The sequence below is a fragment of the Pantoea coffeiphila genome, assembly GCF_016909495.1.
Taxonomy (GTDB): Bacteria; Pseudomonadota; Gammaproteobacteria; order Enterobacterales; family Enterobacteriaceae; genus Erwinia; species Erwinia coffeiphila.
In genome coordinates this window covers 366363-383418 of the sequence record NZ_JAFBFW010000003.1, presented here as the reverse complement: position 1 = coordinate 383418, position 17056 = coordinate 366363, and the positions used below count along the sequence as shown (strand labels likewise).

The 17056-nt window shown below is 58.3% G+C and carries 16 protein-coding genes; 13 read left to right on the top strand and 3 right to left on the bottom strand.

Features of this window, described 5'->3' with window-relative positions; all coding sequences use genetic code 11:
- Nucleotides 1-102: 102 nt before the first annotated feature.
- From JOE09_RS11510 to JOE09_RS11495, 4 genes are all read left to right on the top strand, one after another.
- Nucleotides 103-1131 carry an ABC transporter substrate-binding protein gene (locus JOE09_RS11510; RefSeq protein WP_205065860.1) on the top strand — a complete coding sequence of 343 codons (1029 nt, stop codon included), beginning with the start codon at nucleotides 103-105 and terminating at the stop codon, nucleotides 1129-1131.
- A gap of 81 nt (nucleotides 1132-1212) precedes the next feature.
- Nucleotides 1213-3435, top strand: coding sequence for an ABC transporter permease (locus tag JOE09_RS11505; RefSeq protein WP_205065859.1), 2223 nt, complete (start codon nucleotides 1213-1215; stop codon nucleotides 3433-3435).
- The gene (locus tag JOE09_RS11500; RefSeq protein WP_200543449.1) at nucleotides 3432-4493 is read left to right on the top strand and encodes an ABC transporter ATP-binding protein; all 1062 of its coding nucleotides are present in this window, start codon (nucleotides 3432-3434) and stop codon (nucleotides 4491-4493) included. Before JOE09_RS11505 ends, JOE09_RS11500 begins: the two co-directional genes overlap by 4 nt.
- Before the next feature lie 14 nt (nucleotides 4494-4507).
- Entirely contained in the window at nucleotides 4508-5311 is an 804-nt protein-coding gene (locus tag JOE09_RS11495) for an inositol monophosphatase family protein (RefSeq protein ID WP_205065858.1), read from the top strand.
- 237 nt (nucleotides 5312-5548) lie between these two features.
- On the opposite strand, the gene JOE09_RS11490 is transcribed toward JOE09_RS11495, so the two are convergent.
- Complete coding sequence (locus tag JOE09_RS11490) at nucleotides 5549-7240, bottom strand: chloride channel protein (RefSeq protein ID WP_105592588.1); 1692 nt, start codon at nucleotides 7238-7240, stop codon at nucleotides 5549-5551.
- A 184-nt stretch (nucleotides 7241-7424) separates the two neighbouring features.
- Here JOE09_RS11490 and JOE09_RS11485 point away from each other — a divergent pair, with 184 nt between their 5' ends.
- Together JOE09_RS11485 and sstT are read left to right on the top strand one after the other, a co-directional pair.
- Nucleotides 7425-8423 (top strand): Gfo/Idh/MocA family protein, encoded by a 999-nt coding sequence (locus JOE09_RS11485; RefSeq protein WP_205065857.1) that lies wholly within the window; start codon nucleotides 7425-7427, stop codon nucleotides 8421-8423.
- Nucleotides 8424-8615: 192 nt separating this feature from the next.
- Entirely contained in the window at nucleotides 8616-9869 is a 1254-nt protein-coding gene (gene sstT, locus JOE09_RS11480) for a serine/threonine transporter SstT (RefSeq protein WP_205065856.1), read from the top strand.
- A gap of 148 nt (nucleotides 9870-10017) precedes the next feature.
- On the opposite strand, the gene JOE09_RS11475 is transcribed toward sstT, so the two are convergent.
- Both JOE09_RS11475 and JOE09_RS11470 read right to left on the bottom strand, forming a co-directional pair.
- Nucleotides 10018-11508, bottom strand: coding sequence for a UxaA family hydrolase (locus tag JOE09_RS11475; RefSeq protein WP_200560256.1), 1491 nt, complete (start codon nucleotides 11506-11508; stop codon nucleotides 10018-10020).
- 10 nt (nucleotides 11509-11518) lie between these two features.
- Complete coding sequence (locus JOE09_RS11470) at nucleotides 11519-12967, bottom strand: tagaturonate reductase (RefSeq protein WP_205065855.1); 1449 nt, start codon at nucleotides 12965-12967, stop codon at nucleotides 11519-11521.
- A 367-nt stretch (nucleotides 12968-13334) separates the two neighbouring features.
- On the opposite strand from JOE09_RS11470, the gene exuR reads away from it, so the two are divergent.
- The 7 genes from exuR (at nucleotide 13335) to JOE09_RS11435 (ending at nucleotide 17021) form a co-directional block, all read left to right on the top strand.
- Nucleotides 13335-14111 carry a transcriptional regulator ExuR gene (gene exuR, locus JOE09_RS11465; RefSeq protein ID WP_205065854.1) on the top strand — a complete coding sequence of 259 codons (777 nt, stop codon included), beginning with the start codon at nucleotides 13335-13337 and terminating at the stop codon, nucleotides 14109-14111.
- 296 nt (nucleotides 14112-14407) lie between these two features.
- The gene (locus tag JOE09_RS11460; protein ID WP_205065853.1) at nucleotides 14408-15073 is read left to right on the top strand and encodes a DedA family protein; all 666 of its coding nucleotides are present in this window, start codon (nucleotides 14408-14410) and stop codon (nucleotides 15071-15073) included.
- Between the two features lie 2 nt (nucleotides 15074-15075).
- Nucleotides 15076-15465 carry an EnvZ/OmpR regulon moderator MzrA gene (gene mzrA / locus JOE09_RS11455; protein WP_105592038.1) on the top strand — a complete coding sequence of 130 codons (390 nt, stop codon included), beginning with the start codon at nucleotides 15076-15078 and terminating at the stop codon, nucleotides 15463-15465.
- Nucleotides 15466-15620: 155 nt separating this feature from the next.
- The gene (locus JOE09_RS11450) at nucleotides 15621-15992 is read left to right on the top strand and encodes a DUF1090 domain-containing protein (RefSeq protein WP_105592039.1); all 372 of its coding nucleotides are present in this window, start codon (nucleotides 15621-15623) and stop codon (nucleotides 15990-15992) included.
- 45 nt (nucleotides 15993-16037) lie between these two features.
- The gene (locus JOE09_RS11445) at nucleotides 16038-16343 is read left to right on the top strand and encodes an ElaB/YgaM/YqjD family protein (RefSeq protein WP_105592040.1); all 306 of its coding nucleotides are present in this window, start codon (nucleotides 16038-16040) and stop codon (nucleotides 16341-16343) included.
- A gap of 1 nt (nucleotide 16344) precedes the next feature.
- Nucleotides 16345-16737: a phage holin family protein gene (locus JOE09_RS11440; RefSeq protein WP_105592041.1), complete on the top strand. Its 393-nt coding sequence runs from the start codon at nucleotides 16345-16347 to the stop codon at nucleotides 16735-16737.
- The gene (locus tag JOE09_RS11435; protein WP_200560260.1) at nucleotides 16737-17021 is read left to right on the top strand and encodes a YqjK-like family protein; all 285 of its coding nucleotides are present in this window, start codon (nucleotides 16737-16739) and stop codon (nucleotides 17019-17021) included. The genes JOE09_RS11440 and JOE09_RS11435 overlap by 1 nt, the downstream gene beginning before the upstream one ends.
- Nucleotides 17022-17056 lie beyond the last annotated feature (35 nt).

Sequence of the window (17056 nt, the reverse complement as noted above, 5' to 3'; positions counted from 1 at the left end):
GCAAGCCATTTGACAGTTTATTTCTTGTTCATTATTACTTTGCACACACGTGCAAAAACAGGTGCCAGTGAAGCACCAACCCTACAAACCAAGGAGATCATCATGCGATATACCTCAATGGCCATCGCGCTATCCCTCTGTTGCACTGCATTACCGTTTACCGCCTCGGCGGCGGGCAATCTGAATATGGTCTGCTCGGCGGATGTGGTGGTGTGCGAGCATATGACGCGTATTTTTAGCCAGTCTCATCCCGATATTAAAGTCAGCATGGTCCGCCTGTCGGCGGGCGAGGCCTATGCGCGGCTGCGCAGCGAGGCGCGCAATCCGCGCACCGATATCTGGTGGGCGGGCACCGGCGATCCGCATATGCAGGCGGCGGATGAAGGGCTGACCCAGGTGTATAAATCACCGCTGCTGACCGAACAGCAGGACTGGGCGCAGAAGCAGGCTGAAAACTCCGGCTATCGCACGGTCGGCATCTACGCCGGAGCGCTCGGCTGGGGTTACAACACCAAACTGCTGGCCGACAAAAAACTGAAGGAGCCGACCTGCTGGGCCGATCTGCTCGATCCGGGCTTTAAGGGTGAGATCCAAATCGCCAACCCGAACTCGTCCGGCACCGCCTACAACACCCTGGCCACGCTGGTGCAGATCATGGGCGAAGATAAAGCCTTCGATTATCTGAAAAAGCTCAACGCCAATGTTTCCCAGTACACCAAGTCCGGTTCCGCACCGGTGAAATCCGCCGCGCGCGGGGAAACCACGGTCGGTATCGTGTTTATGCACGATGCCGTGGCGATGCAGGTGGATGGCTTCCCGATCAAGACCGTTGCGCCGTGTGAAGGCACCGGCTACGAAATTGGCTCAATGTCGATCGTCAAAGGCGCGCGTAACCTCGCCAATGCCAAAGTCTGGTACGACTGGGCGCTGAGCGCGGAAGCTCAGTCACATATGAAAGAGGCCAAATCCTTCCAGCTGCCGTCCAACCGCAACGCCGAGATTTCCGAATATGCGCCGCGCTTTGAGAACATCAAGCTGATCGACTACGACTTCAAAACCTACGGCGATTCCGCCAAACGCAAAGCGCTGCTGAGCCGCTGGGACAAAGAGATCGGTGCCAGCGCGCAGTAATCCCCGCCGTTTTGTGATGCTGATACGCGGTGGCTTCGGCCTGATGTCCGCTTCAGCCTGGTTTTCAGGTCGAGGTATGTCATGAATGCAAATAATCGTCGTCTGACCGGCGCGCTGATAATGGGCGCGGCGGCTTTGCTGCTGCTGCCGTGGTACAGCCTTGAGGCCGGTTTTTTTGACGGCGGCTGGCTGATAAGCCTGTGGAGCGATGCCGCGACGGCCCCGGCGCTCTGGCAGCTGGGCGAACATCCGTGGCTGGCAATAGCGGTGGCGCTGTTTGCGCTGTGCGGCGGCTGCGGCCTGCTGCCGTCTGGCGCGCGCAGCCGGTTGCTGCTGCTGTTCAGCGCCCTCGGCGTACTGTTTTTAATCATTGAAGGCCATGCGATTGGCTACAGCGGCTGGAGCTGGCTGTGGCTGGAAAACCGCTTTGGCGCGCTGGAATCCGGCCAGCCGGCGATGGGTGCCGGTGCGCTGCTGCTGCTGACCACCTTTCTGCTGCTGTTCTCCTTCGCGCTGGCCGAACGCGGCGTGATGAAGGGCGATGCCTTTGTGGTGGCCTCGCTGGTGCTACTGACGGCGCTGGTCAGCATCTTTGTGCTTTATCCGGTGCTGAGCATGTTCGTGGTGTCGGTGCAGGATGTGGACGGCAGCTTCCAGCCCGCGGGCTTAATCAGCAATATTCAGGACCCGGCCATCTGGAGCCTCTCCTGCTTAAACGGCGGCACCTGCGGCACGGCATGGCGCACGCTGTGGCTGGCGCTGATGACCGCCACGGGATCGACACTGCTGGGGCTGGCGTTTGCCCTTGCCGCCACGCGTACCCCGCTGCCGTGCAAAAAAGCGCTGCGGATGCTGACCATCCTGCCGATCATTACCCCGCCGTTTGTGATCGGCCTGGCGCTGATCCTGCTGTTTGGTCGCTCCGGCGTGGTAACCGAGCATCTGGCGGCGCTGTTTGGCATCGAGCCGGGCCGCTGGCTGTATGGTTTAACCGGCATCTGGATTGCTCAGGTGCTGTCGTTTACGCCGATCGCCTTCCTGGTGCTGATTGGCGTGGTGGAGGGGGTTAGTCCTTCGCTCGAGGAAGCTTCGCAGACGCTGCGCGCCAACCGCTGGCGCACCTTCAGCCGCGTGTCGCTACCGCTGATGGCCCCCGGGCTGGCTAACGCCTTCCTGATTAGCTTTATCGAAAGTATGGCCGACTTCGGCAACCCGATGGTACTCGGCGGCAGCCACGGCGTGCTGTCTACCGAGATCTTCTTCTCGGTGGTCGGGGCGCAAAACGATCCGAGCCGCGCTGCGGTGCTGGCGATGATCCTGCTGTGCTTTACTCTGGCGGCGTTTATCCTCCAGCGGCTGTGGCTGGGCGGCAAGAACTTCGCCACGGTCACCGGTAAAGGCGATGGCGGCCAGCACGGCCAGCTGCCTCGCGCGCTGCGTTTTGGCGTGTACGGCATGGTGATCCCCTGGGGCCTGTTCACCCTGGTGATCTACGGCATGATTGTGGTGGGCGGCTTTGTGCAGTCGTGGGGGCTGGACAGTTCCCTGACCATCAATCACTACGTCCGTGCCTTCGGCATCAGCTTTAGCGAGGGCCATCTGCTGTGGAGCGGTGTGGCGTGGAACTCGTTCTGGACCACGCTGGAGATTGCACTGATCGCCGCGCCGCTGACGGCAATCGTCGGGCTGCTCACCGCCTGGCTGATCGTGCGGCAGAAGTTTGCCGGTCGCCAGACCTTTGAGTTCCTGCTGATGCTCAGCTTCGCCATTCCCGGCACGGTAATCGGCGTCAGCTACGTAATGGCCTACAACCTGCCGCCGCTGGAGATTACCGGCACCGCGCTGATTCTGGTGGCCTGCTTTGTCTTCCGTAATATGCCGGTGGGCGTTCGCGGCGGCATCGCGGCGATGAGCCAGCTGGATAAAAGCCTGGATGAAGCCTCTCTGACTCTCGGCGCTAACAGCTTCCGCACGCTGCGTAAGGTGGTGCTGCCGCTGCTGAAACCGGCGATCAGCGCCGCACTGGTATATGCCTTTGTACGCGCGATCACCTCGATCAGCGCGGTGATCTTCCTTGTGAGCGCGCAGTACAACATGGCGACGTCCTACATCGTCGGACTGGTAGAAAACGGCGAATACGGCGTGGCGATCGCCTACTCCACAGTGCTGATCGTGGTGATGCTGCTGATTATCGGCGCATTCCAGTGGCTGGTCGGGGAACGGCGGCTGCGTCGCGTTGCCCGTCCGGTAGATGTGCCTGCACCGCCCGCTTCCACCTCTTTAACCCAGGAGAATGCCGTATGACAACTCTGAATGCCGGTTCCGTGGTGTTTGAGCACGTTTCAAAACGCTTCGCGGGCTTTAACGCCCTGCCCGACCTGTCGCTGACGGTGGAGCCGGGTACGCTGGTCACGCTGCTTGGCCCGTCCGGCTGCGGTAAAACCACCACGCTGCGGCTGCTGGCCGGGCTGGAGCACCCGACATCCGGGCGCATTCTGATTGGCGGTAAAGACGTCACTCACCTGCCGGCCAACGAACGCGATGTGGCGATGGTGTTTCAGTCCTACGCGCTGTTTCCGCATATGAGCGCGCTCGATAATATTATGTACGGCCTGCAATCCTCCGGCATCAGCAAGCGCGAAGCGCAGGACCGCGCGCGCGAGGGGCTGAAGCTGGTGGGGTTAGAGAACCAGGGCCAGCGGCTGCCGTCCGAGCTGTCCGGCGGCCAGCAGCAGCGTATCGCCGTGGCGCGCGCGCTGGTGCTGGAACCGCAGGTGCTGCTGCTGGATGAGCCGCTGTCCAATCTTGATGAGCGCCTGCGCCGCCGCGTGCGTACCGATATCCGCGACCTGCAACAGCGGCTCGGCTTCACTGCGGTGTATGTCACCCACGATCAGGAAGAAGCGCTGGCGGTGTCCGATAAGATTATCGTGATGAAAGAAGGCAATATCGCCCAGCAGGGCGCGCCGGAAAGCCTCTATCGCGCGCCAAATTCGGTGTTTATCGCCGACTTTATGGGCGAGGCCAATATTCTGCCGTGCGAAGTGGAGCAGATTGAGGGCGCAGAGGCGCTGGTACGGCTCGGCAACCAGCGCTATCGCGTGCGCGGCAACGGCGTGAAAACCGGCGCGGCTCAGCTCTCCGTCAGGCCGCAGTTCATCACTTTGCGCGATGATGGCGTTGGTGCGCTGCCGGGGGAAGTGACGCACAGCACCTGGCTGGGCGATCACATTGAGTATGAGGTGGCGACCGAACTGGGGCCGCTGTTTATTGTCGATGCGCAGATGGAACAGCAGCGGCCGCTGGCCTCACGCGTGGCGATTGATTTTAAACCGCAGGGCCTGGCCCTGATTGCTGGCTAATTTAAGGATAGATAATGAGTGAATCAGTAAACCATGATGCACTGCTGGCGCGGCTGGCGCTGGCGGAAAAAGTGGCGCGTGCCGGGGGAGAAAAGGCGCTGGCGTATTTCCATCAGCGCGACAGCCTGGTGGTGGAAACCAAACATGATTTGCAGGACGTGGTGTCCAAAGCGGATCGGGAAGTTGAGCAGATGATCGACCAGCAGATCCGCGCCCAGTACCCGGACGACGGTTTTCTGGGGGAAGAGTATGGCCTGCAGGCGGGGTCGTCGGGCTATACCTGGGTGGTCGATCCGATTGACGGCACCAGCCCGTTCCTCAACGGCATGCCCAACTGGTGCGTGTCGGTAGCGGTGCTGCAGGACGGCGTGCCGGTGATTGGGGTGATTTATGCCCCTTACTATCAGGAGTGCTACGTCGCCGCGCTGGGACACGGAGCCACGCTGAACGGCAAGCGTTTACAGGTTGACCCTGCCCGCACGCTGCAAAACCACGTCACCGGTTTTGGTGCCAACAGCTACGTCAGCCCGGATGAAGTGGGGAAAATTCTGGCCTCGCTGCTGGATGCGGGCGGCAACTTTATCCGCATCGGTTCCGGCGCGCTGATGTTGGCCTGGGTGGCCGCGGGCCGCGTGGTGGGCTACTACGAACCTTATATGCACGCCTGGGACTGTCTGGCCGGTTATTGTCTGGTCAAAGAGGCGGGCGGCTGGTATCACCCGTTTAATACCGAAGGCGATCGCCTGCTGAAAGGCGCGCAGGTGCTGGCGGTAGCCCCGGGTGCGGAAGCGGATCTGCGGCGCATTGCCGGGCTGTAGCTCCGGGCGCAGCGTGGACCTGAAGCGCATTGCCAGACCGTAACGCAGGCGAAAAACCAGCAAGCCACAGACTCTACACCTACTTAATACAGACCAAACGCCTTACCTGCCTCCGGCGGGTAAGGCCCCTTTAGCTATTGTCATGCTGACGAAACACCTGGTCAGCCACACAGCAGATACCCTCAGTTCACCCATGTTCTCAATGCTGCATGACGAATGTTTTCCGCCTGCCTTTTATCAGATAAAGTCCTTTGCCTTCTGGATCAGGCTGGTTTTGGTCAGCGCACCAACGTATTTGCGCTCCTGCGGATTATTCAGCACCGGCAGGCGCTCCAGCGTGATGCGGGCAAACGCCTCCCAGCCTTCCCGAATGGTCTGGTTTTCAAAGATGGTCGGGAAGCTGGAATCCATCACGCAGCTCACCGGCGAGGTCAGAGTGATCTCCTTATCCAGCACCTTGTGCGAGATATCGTGAATCGAAACCGCGCCGAGGAAGGTGCCTTTGTGGTCGATGACGTAAACAAAGCGCTCGCGCTTTAGCGAACTGACCGCCAGCGCTTTACCCACCGAATCCTCCGGCGTCAGCGCCGCGCCGGAGACGATAAACTGCGAGATAATGCCGTTATCAAAATCGAATTTGGCATCAGAACGGCTGAAGTGGCTGTTGACCACAGAATAGGTGCTGCCCGACTGCAGGCGATAGGCCAGCATCGACGCCAGCACGCAGGCGATCATGGTGGGGAACAGCAGGCTGCTGTTGAGCGTCATTTCCAGCACCATCAGCATCGCCATCAGCGGTGCCTGGCTTACCGAGGACAGCACAGCGCCCATGCCGACGGCGGCAAACACTTCGGCGTTGCTGACCGGCACTCCGGCCATGATGGCCACCAGCGCCACCAGCTGCCCCATCAGCGCGCCAATCAGCAGCGCCGGGGTGAACAGACCGCCTACCGCACTGGAGCCGACCGAGATCGCCGTTGCCAACATTTTTAGCAGCAGCAGGGCCGCCAGCATCGGCAGCAGGAAGCTGCCCGCCATAATGCGCACGATCACCTCATAGCCGTTGCCGAGGATCTGCGTGCTGCCGATCGCCAGCGCGCCCACCAGCACGCCGCCCAGCCCCAGCCGCAGCGGCAGGCTGCCGATACGGCCGAACTGCCGCTTGCTCTGACCAATCAGCCAGATCATCGCCCAGCCAAACAGCCCGGCCAGCAGACCAATCCCCACCGTCAGCAGGATGCTTTCCGGCGTCAGCTCAAACTGCGCGTGGGAAAAGGGATAAATCGCCGAACGGTAGCCCAGCGACCACATGGTCAGCACCGCAACGCCGGAGGAGATTATCAGCGGAATCAGCCGCTGCATGGCCGAAATGCCGAAGGCGATTTCCGCCACGAAGATCGCCGACGCCAACGGCGCATGATAAACCGACGACAGACCGGCGGCGGCGGCCATCGCTACCACGTCGCTGTTTTTCAGCGGCAGGGATTTAAACAGCCAGCGCCCCATCAGGCTGCCGCTCAGCGCAGATAATTGCACCATCGGCCCTTCCCGGCCGATGGAGGCACCGCTGCTGATACTGGCCAGCGAGGAGAGGCCGCGAAACAGCGAGGTGCGGGTCGGCACGCTATCCAGCCGGGCGTTGATCACGTCCAGATAGTCGGTGCGAATAGTATCCTTTTGTTCTAATGCCGTGGCGTAGCGCAGAAAAAATCCGGCAATAAGCCCGCCGATGCCGACGATGAGCGGCCAAAAATACCAGGGGTAAACGTGCATGGCTTCGGTGATGTCCTGCTCCCCACTGAATACCAGCAGGTCGATCAGCTCGATCAGTTTACGAAAACCCAACGTGACCAGCGACGCCACCAGCCCGACCGGGATCGCCACCAGAATGCTGGTCCAGTTAAGTGCATGTTTAGTGCCAATCGACATCTTTTTACCCCGAAATTCTTTTCTCTATCGTGCGAGAGCCGCTGCGAAAAATCAAATCGTGACCGCTGCGGCGACAGGGCGTTTTTAGCCATTGCGCCAGCGTCATCGCATGTTAATCTGCTTTTTCCCTTTTTGGCCGCTACCGCCCCGGTGCGCCCGGCCAGCCCAGAGAACGGACTATACTATGATTCGCTTTGCCGTCGTTGGAACCAACTGGATCACCCGTCAGTTTGTCGATGCCGCTCATGAAACGGGTAAATTTAAGCTGACCGCGGTTTACTCCCGCACGCTGGAACAGGCGCAGACTTTCGCCAACGATTATCCGGTAGAACAACTTTTTGACTCGCTGGAAGCGATGGCCCAGTCCGATCTGATCGATGCCGTTTATATTGCCAGCCCGAACGCCCTGCACTGCCCGCAGTCGCTGCTGTTCCTGCGTCATCGTAAGCACGTCATCTGCGAAAAACCGCTGGCGTCAAACCTGCGTGAAGTGGAAGAGATGGTCGCCTGCGCGCGTGAGCATCAGGTGGTGCTGTTCGAGGCGTTTAAAACCGCCAGCCTGCCGAACTTCCAGGTGTTACAGCAGTCGCTGCCGAAGATCGGCGTGCTGCGTAAGGCGCTGATTAACTACTGCCAGTATTCATCCCGCTACCAGCGCTACCTTGACGGTGAAAACCCGAATACCTTTAATCCGCACTGGTCCAACGGTTCAATTATGGATATTGGCTACTACTGCCTGGGCACCGCGGTCAGCCTGTGGGGAGAGCCGCAGAAGGTCACCGCCAGCGCCACGCTGCTGGACAGCGGCGTGGACGGTGCAGGCACCGTGCTGCTGGACTACGGCAGCTTTGACGTGACCGTGCAGCATTCCAAAATCAGCCAGTCGGTGCTGCCGAGTGAAATCCAGGGCGAAGCCGGTTCGCTGGTCATCGAGCACGTTTCTGAATGCCAGAACGTCAGTTTCGTGGCGCGCGGCGCGAAGCCGCAGGACCTCACTCAGCCGCAGCATATCAATACCATGCTGTATGAGGCGGAAACCTTTGCCCGCCTGATAGAGACCAATGAGATTAATCATCCTGGATTAACCTACTCGTTAAGCGTGGCGCGTCTGCTGACGGAAATCCGCCGCCAGACCGGCGTGGTATTCCCGGCCGATGCTCAGGAACCCGCGTCAGACCACTAATCTTGCCAATTGCTCAATGCTGCGGACCTCTCCTGCCGCAGCACTGCTTTATGCCGATCGATAGCGGCTAATTCCGAATTTTCGCTTCCCCTGACAGAACATTTCCTTATACTTCCCTGCGCAAACACACATAAGCCGCCGCAATGTAGTGCCGTGCGGCAGAACTATAGATAACGACAGTGATTTAAAATTATGAGTAGAGAAAACAGCGGGCGCGGAGTCATCCAGCGCCTGATGCAGGGAAGCCTGGTAACACAAATCATGATCGGACTGCTGGCGGGTATCGCGCTGGCCTGGTTCTCAAAAAGCAATGCGCTGGCCGTGGGCCTGCTGGGCGAGCTGTTCGTTAGCGCCCTGAAAGCGGTCGCGCCCATTCTGGTGCTGGTACTGGTTATCGCGTCAATTGCCAGCCATCAGCAGGGGCAGAAAACCAATATTCGCCCGATCGTGATGCTGTATCTGCTCAGCACCTTCTGCGCCGCCGTAGTGGCAGTAATCGCCAGCCACCTGCTGCCGCAGAGCCTGACGCTGCGCGCGGCGAGTACCGAAATCACCCCGCCTTCCGGCATTCTGGAAGTGCTCGACGGCCTGCTGATGAGCATGGTGGCCAACCCGATTGAAGCGCTGATGAAAGCCAACTACATCGGCATTCTGGTATGGGGTATCGGCCTGGGCCTGGCGTTCCGCCACAGCAGCGCCACCACCCGCGCCTTCCTCAGCGACGCGTCTGATGCCGTGACCCGCCTGGTACGCGTAGTGATACGCTTTGCGCCAATCGGTATCTTCGGCCTGGTCGGTTCGATTCTGGCCTCAACCGGCTTTGAAGCGCTGTGGGATTACGCACATCTGCTGGGCCTGCTGCTGGGCTGTATGCTGCTGATGGCGCTGGTATTTAACCCGATTCTGGTGTGGTGGCAGATCCGCCGCAACCCGTATCCGCTGGTGTTTACCTGCCTGCGTGAAAGCGGCGTGACCGCCTTCTTTACCCGCAGCTCGGCGGCGAATATCCCGGTGAATATGGCGCTGGCGAAAAAACTGAATCTGGATGAAGACACCTACTCCGTCTCGATCCCGATCGGGGCCAATATCAGTATGGCCGGGGCATCAATTACCATTACCGTGCTGACGCTGGCGGCGGTGAATACGCTGGGGATTCATGTCGATGTCGGCACGGCCATTCTGCTGAGCCTGGTGGCGTCGATCTGCGCCTGCGGTGCATCCGGCGTGGCCGGCGGCTCGCTGCTGTTGATCCCGGTGGCCTGTAATATGTTCGGTATTCCGAATGAGGTTGCGATGCAGGTGGTGGCGGTCGGCTTTATTATCGGCGTGCTGCAGGATTCTGCGGAAACCGCGCTGAACTCATCGGCGGATATTCTGTTTACAGCAGCGGCCTGTATGGCGGAAGATCGCCGCGCTGGCGTGGTGAAATCACAGACTCAAGATTGATCCCGACTGGCCTGGTTTCCCTCTCTGTGGGAAACCAGGCCGTAACGCCCGCAACAGGCGGCGTACAAGTTTAATCGGCTATCAATGCTGAACTCGCCGCAGACCGTCAATGCCTCCTGCCACAGTCCGCAGCATCCCTCCTTCAGCCTTATAGCGTCACACCACTTTTAAAGATCGCCAGCTCGCGGAACTCGTTTACCTCGTTGCGCGCCGGTCGCCCGTTAGCAATCTCAACGATGGTATCCACAAAGCTCGCCAGCAGTTCCGGCATTTCGGTACCGTGAATCAGCTGACCGGCATCGAAGTCGATCCAGTGCGGCTTCTTCTTCGCCAGCTCGCTGTTAGTAGCCAGTTTTACCGTCGGTACAAATCCGCCGTACGGCGTGCCGCGCCCGGTACTGAACAGCACCATATGGCAGCCCGCACCGGCCAGCGCGCTGGTCGCCACCGCATCGTTACCCGGGGCGCTCAGCAGGTTCAGGCCCGGCTCCTTCAGCCGCTCGCCGTACTTCAGCACGTCCACCACCTGGCTCTGCCCGGCTTTTTGCGTGCAGCCCAGCGACTTCTCTTCCAGCGTGGTGATACCGCCCGCTTTGTTGCCCGGTGACGGGTTTTCATAGATCGGCTGGTTGTGGGCGATAAAGTATTTCTTAAAGTCGTTGACCATGCTGACGGTTTTGTCGAAGGTCGCTTCATCGCGGCAGCGGCTCATCAGAATACGCTCCGCGCCGAACATTTCCGGCACCTCGGTCAGCACCGTGGTGCCGCCGTTGGCGATCATCTGGTCCGAGAAGCGGCCCAGCAGCGGGTTGGCGGTGATGCCGGACAGGCCGTCCGAGCCGCCGCACTCCAGGCCGAACTTCAGCTCGCTGAGTTTGCCCGGCTGGCGCTGGTCGTGCCGCATCATTTCGTACAGCGCGTGCAGCTGCTCCAGCCCCGCTTCCACTTCATCGTCCTGCTGCTGGCAAATCATGTAGCGCACGCGGCTGTCGTCATACGCGCCCAGCGTCTGGCGGAACTCATCCACCTGGTTATTTTCGCAGCCGAGGCCGATCACCAGCACCGCACCGGCGTTCGGATGGCGCACCATGTTTTGCAGCATGGTTCGGGTGTTTTCATGGTCCTGCCCCAGCTGTGAACAACCAAAGGTATGGCTGAACAGATGCACGCCGTCGATGCCTTCCGCCTGGTTGGTCTCCTTCAGGAAGCGCTGCAGGATCTGCCGGGCGATACCGTTGACGCAGCCAACCGTTGGCAGTATCCACAGCTCGTTGCGGATGCCGACATCACCATTATCACGTCGGAAGATCTGCACCTCGCGGTCAGCAGCCTGCGGCGGCACGGTAGCGAAGTCGGGCAGATATTCATATTCATCCAGATCGCTCAAATTCGTACGCGCGTTCTGTGAGTGGATGATTTCGCCGGGCGCAACGGGGCGGGTAGCGTGCCCGATCGGCAGGCCATACTTCATCACCAGATCGCCGGTTTCCAGCGGCTGAAGGGCAAATTTGTGCCCGCGCCCCACCGGCTGGGCCAGCACGACGGAATGCTGGCCGATAGTGACCTGCTCACCCTCTTCCAGGTCGCGCAGCGCGACGGCAACATTATCCAGATCGTGAATTTTTATCAGACTTTGCATCGCGAATACCTTACTTAATCTGCGCCAGCGCGGCGCGCATACCAACGGTAATAATCTGCTCCAGCTGAGCGGTCACGCTCGCCGTCAGGCCCGGAAGACGGTTCAGATCCTGCCCCCAGTGGACTGCATCAGCCAGCACGTCGCTGACCAGCTGGCTGAGGGGAATATCGTGTGCCTCCGCCAGCTGCCACAGCGTAGTGAAGCGCTCCAGCCAGTGGGCGTCGTCCTGTAACGCGTAGCGGGTGCCGCTGCGCTCGCCGCGGTAGTACGCCAGCAGGGCTGCAAAGGCAAAGCTCAGGCGCGGAGACGGAGCGCCCTGCTGTTCAACCTGCGTCAGCAGCGCGGGCAGTAGTCGGGTGCGGAACTTCGTCATGCCGTTTAACGCAATCGCGCTGAGCTGATGGCGGATAAACGGGTTACGGAAACGGTTGAGCACCGCATCGGCAAAGGCATTCAGCTCTTCCGGGGACTGCTCCAGCGTTGGGATAATCTCCTGGCGCAGCGTGGCATCAATAAAGGCGGCCACCTCAGCGTCGTCCATCGCTTCACCGACGGTATCCAGTCCGGCGAGAAACGCGACCGGCACCATCGCTGTGTGTGCGCCGTTGAGGATCGCCACTTTGCGCGCCTTATACGGGGCAATATCGTCAACCATGCGAATATTCAGCGGCAGCTGGTCCAGGTGCAATGCCTGGGCCACCCATTCCGGCCCTTCAATAATCAGCTGGTAGTAAACTTCACCCGCCGCCAGATAGTCGTCGCGATAGCCCAGCTCAGCGTGCAGATCGGCAGCATTATCGGGGTAGCCGGTCACGATGCGGTCCACCAGCGTCGAGCAGAAGGTGTTGCTCTGCTCGATCCACTGAGCAAACGCCGCCGGCAGCTGCCATTCGCGGGCCAGCCGCAGCACCAGCTCACGCAGCGCGGCACCGTTATCGTCAATCAGTTCGCAGGGCAGGATCACCCAACCTTTATCCGCCGCGCCATCAAAATGCTGCCAGCGCTCCAGCAGCAGCCGCGTCAGTTTGGCCGGGAAGCTGACCGGGGGAGCGCTGTCCCGCGTGTCGGCAGCATCCAGGCTGATGCCCGCTTCAGTGGTATTGGAGAAGACAAATTTCATCTCCGGGTTACGCGCCAGCGCCAGAAACCCTTCGTAATCTTCTACGGGATGAATCTCGCGATTAACCGAGCGGATCAGTCGACTTTCGCTGACCACTTTCCCTTCATCGTTAATACCGCGGATCAGCGTGGTATATAGCCCCTGCTGGCTGTTCAGGCTGCGCTTAGCCGCGCTGTTACGCGGCCTGACCACCACCACGCCAGCATCAAGGCCGGTATGCTCGTTTAACAGGTCTAACTGCCAGTCGATAAAGGCGCGAAGAAAATTGCCCTCACCAAACTGGATTACGCGTTCGGCATCCTGGCGGCCGGGAAAATTATCACGGTTCAGCGTCTGCATCTGGTATCCCCTGGAAAGTTCTGTGTTTCAATACCAGCAAAGTTATCATACCAATTATGTCGAGTGCTGAATAAATAGTGAGAAACAGATCACAAAAAACACTATCAACTGCGGGTGATTAGCGTCATCTAATCAAAAAATTAAATTTAACTATATGTTTTATATGCAAATGTAAGAATGTTGATGATTGCTTCATTCTCAGTATCGCGGTCTTAATCTCAGATAAAAAGGTATAACATCTTTATAACCCGTTCAGCACCATGCAGGGTAATCGGGGATTCAAGACCTTAACGAGCGTCTGTTTTTTTAGCACGGGGAAAGTGGTATAACAGGTTTCAGCAAATCATTGTGTATCGGAGCGTGAACCATGCAACAGATCGACTCACGTCGTCTCTATCAGCAGCTGGCAGCTGAGTTAAAACTGCGCCTTGAACAGGGCCAGTATCAGATTGGCGAAAAGCTGCCCGCCGAGCGCTTTATTGCGGAAGAGATGAGCGTCAGCCGGACCGTGGTGCGCGAGGCGATCATCATGCTGGAAGTGGAAGGCTATGTAGAAGTGCGTAAAGGTTCCGGCATACATGTGGTGTCACAGCAGCAAAAGAAAAGCGTAACCACCAATAGCCAGCTGGAGTTTGCCAGCTTCGGTCCCTTTGAGTTGCTGCAGGCCCGGCAGCTGATTGAAAGCAACGTTGCTGAATTTGCCGCCACCCAGGTGACCCGGCAGGATATCGTGCAACTGATGTCTATTCAGGAGCAGGCGCGGCAGGAAGATCGCTTCCGTGACTCCGAGTGGGATATGAAATTCCACGTGCAGATTGCGCTCTCTACGCAGAACAGCGCGCTGGCGGCAATTGTTGAAAAAATGTGGTTGCATCGGTTGTACAACCCGTACTGGCTAAAACTGCATGAACATATCGACGAGCGCTCGATAGAGAGCTGGTGCGAAGATCACGATAACATCCTCAAGGCGCTGATCCGCAAGGACCCGGCAGGGAGCAAGCTGGCAATGTGGCAGCACCTGGAGAATACCCGCCAGATGCTGTTCAACGCCACGACAGATGACTTTGAATTTAACGTAGACCGCTACATGTTTGCTGAAAATCCGGTTATCGCTCTGGATAGCATCGCCAACGACGAAAAGTAGGTCTTTCTTAGTAGATTGAGTCAGCTTTCGTTCACTTATGTCAGCCAGTGTAAAACTCCTTCACGCCGGACCGCTGCAACGGTAAAACATCCCTGGTCCGGTGTTTCTTCCTGTCCAGACCTGCTTAACTTTGTTACAGTTATCTTCTTTTTTTACCCTTTGTAAAAAGCTTTAAGCTTTCGATGCTTTTTCTGGCCACGCTGTTCAGCCGCCCGCAGCATCTGCATCACTAAAACGATGAATTCAGCATGTAGAATTGCGTTAAATCGGGCCAACTATGATGTTCAGGACTATTGATGGATATTTTTAAAGATTTAATCCACGCCTTATGGCAGCAAGATTACGTCACGCTGGCCGACCCGACGCTGGTCTGGGCGCTTTACTTCATCCTGTTTATGATTCTGTTTCTGGAAAATGGCCTGCTTCCGGCGGCTTTCCTGCCCGGTGACAGCCTGCTGATTCTGGTCGGCGTGCTGATAGCGAAAGGCACGATGAATTTTCCGCTCACACTGTTTATCCTTACCACCGCCGCCAGCCTGGGCTGCTGGGTCAGCTATATTCAGGGCAAGTGGCTCGGCAATACGCCGCTGGTACAAAAATGGCTTTCGCATCTACCCGCGCAGTACCATCAGCGGGCGCACCAGCTGTTTCACCGCCACGGCCTGTCGGCGCTGCTCATTGGGCGATTTATCGCGTTTGTTCGCACGCTGTTACCCACCATCGCCGGGCTTTCCGGCCTGAGCAATGCCCGCTTCCAGTTCTTTAACTGGATGAGCGGCCTGCTGTGGGTGCTGATTCTGACCGTGATGGGCTTTGCGCTGGGCAAAACGCCGCTGTTCCGTAAATATGAAGATCAGCTGATGTTCTGCCTGATGCTGCTGCCGCTGGTGCTGCTGGTCTTCGGCCTCTGTGGCTCTTTATACGTACTGTGGCGGAAAAAAACGTCGCAGGGAGGCCAGTAACCATGTCCTCTCTGTTCAAACTTCCGGCCAGACTCCTGCGCATCGTGCCCTGGATTGGGCTGTTGGCCGCTTCGCTGCTGACGCTGACGCTGGTCGTTACGCTGCTGCCCGCGCTGTTTCGCAGCGAAGCCGCACTGCAGATCCGCACTCTGCGCCAGGGCAACAGCCTGCCCGACGGCTTTTATGTCTATCAGTCGCTCACCGCCCAGGGGATTCGCATTAAAAGTATCACCCCGGACCACGATTCACTGGTAATTAGGTTCGATTCACAGGAACAAAGCGACGCGGCGGAAAAAGTACTGCGTGAACTGCTGCCTTATGGCTTCGATATTGCCCGTCAGGAAGGCCACGGCGCGGCAAACTGGGTGAATCGCATCAGTCTGCGAACGTAACTGCCCCTCGCCCCCTCAGAGAGGCGAGGGGAAATTCCCGTTCTGTTTTGAGCTTTTCCAGTTTTCTGTCTATGCTTAAAAATCCCTACGCCGCCCTGTGTTCAGGAAATCGATAGCCCTAACCGGCTGTCATTGCAAAGGAAGGTCACCATCATATGAAATACCGCTTAACGCTTGCTATCAGCCTGCTGGCTGCGACATCACTGGCACAGGCCGGGCCGCTTTGTCAGCAGAAAGAGCAGGCTATTCAGAAAGAAATCGATTTCGCCCGCCAGCACAATAACCAGCGCCAGATTAATGGCCTGGAGCGTGCGCTGACCGAAACGCGTGCTAACTGCTCGGATGAAAACGTCCGCAAAGCCCATCAGGAAAAGATTCAGCAGCATCAGAAAAAAGTGACCGAGCGGGAACAGGAACTGCAGCAGGAGCGAAACGAGGGTGGCGACAGCAAGAAAATCGCCAAACGGGAAAAGAAACTGGCTGACGCTCAACGTGAGCTGAAGGAAGTGCAGGCTGCGCCCTATTAAGGTCGGCAATCTGCCATGACATTAATCATAAGTAAGGAGTCTTCCATGTCTAAAGATACCACGTCAGAACATCTGCGCGCCGAGCTGAAAACCCTGGCCGATACGCTGGAAGAAGTGCTCAGTACCTCCAGTGAAAAATCTAAAACCGAGCTGGAAAAACTGCACAATAAAGCGCAAAGCGCCCTGAAAAATACTCGCGCACGCCTGGGTGATTCCGGTGAGCGTATTGCACAAACCACCCGTGAGGCGGCGGACCGTGCCGATGTTTACGTCCGTGATAATCCGTGGACCAGCGTAGGGATTGGCGCAGCGGTCGGTGTGGTACTGGGCGTTCTGCTGACCCGTCGTTAATATGGCAGATAATCAGCAAAATCATGGCCCCGGTAAAGGGGTCATTAATATCGGACAGCGGATCATCACCACGCTGGTGGGCATTGTTGAAACCCGCGTGCGTCTGGCGGTAGTTGAGCTGGAAGCGGAAAAAGCCAACCTGATTCAGATGATGATCATGGTAGGGCTGACCCTACTGTTCACTGCATTTGGTCTGATGAGCCTGATGGTACTGGTTATCTGGGCCGTTGATGCGCAATACCGCCTGATGGCAATGGCAATCACGACCGGGGTCCTGTTTGCGCTGGCGCTGATTTTCGGCCTGTGGACGCTGGCAAAATCGCGGCGTTCTACCCTTCTCAGCGCCACCCGTAAGGAACTTGCCAGCGATCGCCAGCTGCTGGAGGATGATTGATGAGCCGCCGCGACCGTGAAAAACGTACCGCCGATCTGCTGCGGCTTATTCAACAGCAGCGTCTGGATTTAAGCGCCGGGCGCAAAGAGTGGCTGGAAGCCACAGATCGTTACGATCGGGGCTGGCTGAGCCTGGTTAATGCCAAACGCTATCTGGCAATTGGCAGCGGCGTTTTTGCCATCTGGTCGGTGCGTAATCCACGCTTTCTGACCCGCTGGGCGAAACGCGGTATTGGAGCCTGGAGCACCTGGCGCATGGTGCGTAACGCCCTGCCAAAACGCTAAATTATGGCCGCATCGCCCTTTGCGGCCATCCTTTC

Bases quoted from the DNA above. Each gene is read 5' to 3' on its own strand.
- JOE09_RS11485 (WP_205065857.1), top strand. From the start codon at position 7,425: ATGATTCGCTTTGCCGTCGTTGGAACCAACTGGATCACCCGTCAGTTT.
- JOE09_RS11435 (WP_200560260.1), top strand. From the start codon at position 16,737: ATGAGCCGCCGCGACCGTGAAAAACGTACCGCCGATCTGCTGCGGCTT.
- JOE09_RS11500 (WP_200543449.1), top strand. From the start codon at position 3,432: ATGACAACTCTGAATGCCGGTTCCGTGGTGTTTGAGCACGTTTCAAAA.
- JOE09_RS11505 (WP_205065859.1), top strand. From the start codon at position 1,213: ATGAATGCAAATAATCGTCGTCTGACCGGCGCGCTGATAATGGGCGCG.
- sstT (WP_205065856.1), top strand. From the start codon at position 8,616: ATGAGTAGAGAAAACAGCGGGCGCGGAGTCATCCAGCGCCTGATGCAG.
- JOE09_RS11440 (WP_105592041.1), top strand. From the start codon at position 16,345: ATGGCAGATAATCAGCAAAATCATGGCCCCGGTAAAGGGGTCATTAAT.
- JOE09_RS11445 (WP_105592040.1), top strand. From the start codon at position 16,038: ATGTCTAAAGATACCACGTCAGAACATCTGCGCGCCGAGCTGAAAACC.
- JOE09_RS11475 (WP_200560256.1), bottom strand. From the start codon at position 11,508: ATGCAAAGTCTGATAAAAATTCACGATCTGGATAATGTTGCCGTCGCG.
- JOE09_RS11495 (WP_205065858.1), top strand. From the start codon at position 4,508: ATGAGTGAATCAGTAAACCATGATGCACTGCTGGCGCGGCTGGCGCTG.
- JOE09_RS11460 (WP_205065853.1), top strand. From the start codon at position 14,408: ATGGATATTTTTAAAGATTTAATCCACGCCTTATGGCAGCAAGATTAC.
- mzrA (WP_105592038.1), top strand. From the start codon at position 15,076: ATGTCCTCTCTGTTCAAACTTCCGGCCAGACTCCTGCGCATCGTGCCC.
- JOE09_RS11450 (WP_105592039.1), top strand. From the start codon at position 15,621: ATGAAATACCGCTTAACGCTTGCTATCAGCCTGCTGGCTGCGACATCA.
- exuR (WP_205065854.1), top strand. From the start codon at position 13,335: ATGCAACAGATCGACTCACGTCGTCTCTATCAGCAGCTGGCAGCTGAG.
- JOE09_RS11510 (WP_205065860.1), top strand. From the start codon at position 103: ATGCGATATACCTCAATGGCCATCGCGCTATCCCTCTGTTGCACTGCA.
- JOE09_RS11470 (WP_205065855.1), bottom strand. From the start codon at position 12,967: ATGCAGACGCTGAACCGTGATAATTTTCCCGGCCGCCAGGATGCCGAA.
- JOE09_RS11490 (WP_105592588.1), bottom strand. From the start codon at position 7,240: ATGTCGATTGGCACTAAACATGCACTTAACTGGACCAGCATTCTGGTG.